This is a genomic window from Polymorphobacter sp. (assembly GCF_051860865.1).
Taxonomy (GTDB): Bacteria; Pseudomonadota; Alphaproteobacteria; order Sphingomonadales; family Sphingomonadaceae; genus Sandarakinorhabdus.
In genome coordinates, this window is record NZ_JBIMKZ010000059.1 from 1 (window position 1) to 695 (window position 695).

Consider the following 695-nt stretch of genomic DNA (forward strand, 5'->3'; position numbering starts at 1 on the left):
GACGAGGGCAGTAAGCGCGCCGATCAGGATGAGCGTTTCGGGCGTGAAGCGCTCGGCCCAGCGGGTGAGGAAGACGAGAAAGCCGACTTCGGCGATGACGCCGATCGACCAGAGGTTGCCGGCCAGCGATGCCGGGATCTGCTGGTCGTTGGTCCAGATCAGCGTGCCGGCGACATAGAAATAGCTGTGGGTGGACTGGATGAGGCCGAGCGCGGCCACCAGCAGCGCGAAGCGCCGGTCGCGCATCAGGCCGATGCCGGCGGCGAGACGGGCGGCGAACGGCGCCTGCCCCTGGCCGGCCGCAGGCTCGCGCGGCATCCATAAGGCGGCGAGGATGAGCATTATCGATACGCCGAGCAGCCATGCCCAGACCGCCCAGGGGCCGAAGCCGCCGACCAGCGCGCCGACCGAGGACGAGCCGATAACGAATGCCAGCGACGCCAGCCCCCGCGCCACGCCGTAGCGCGGCCAGCCGGTGCGTGTCAGCCGCAGCAGCGTGGCTTCCACCACCGGCACCAGCCCCCAGAAGGCGACGTCCATGACCAGGATCACGCCGAAGACGGCGACGAAGCTGCGGACGAACCACAATGCCCCGAAGCCTAAAGTCAGGATTGCGGCGAACAGGAACAGCGGCGCCCGCCGGTCGGCCCGGCCATCGGCCCAGGCGGCGGTCAGCGGTCCGGCGATGACGCGGG

At 70.1% G+C, this 695-nt stretch carries 1 protein-coding gene; it reads right to left on the reverse strand.

Annotated elements, in window-relative coordinates:
* Window positions 1-695 (reverse strand): MFS transporter (locus ACTIFJ_RS11205; protein ID WP_439534195.1); only part of this gene is annotated, 695 nt, incomplete at both ends.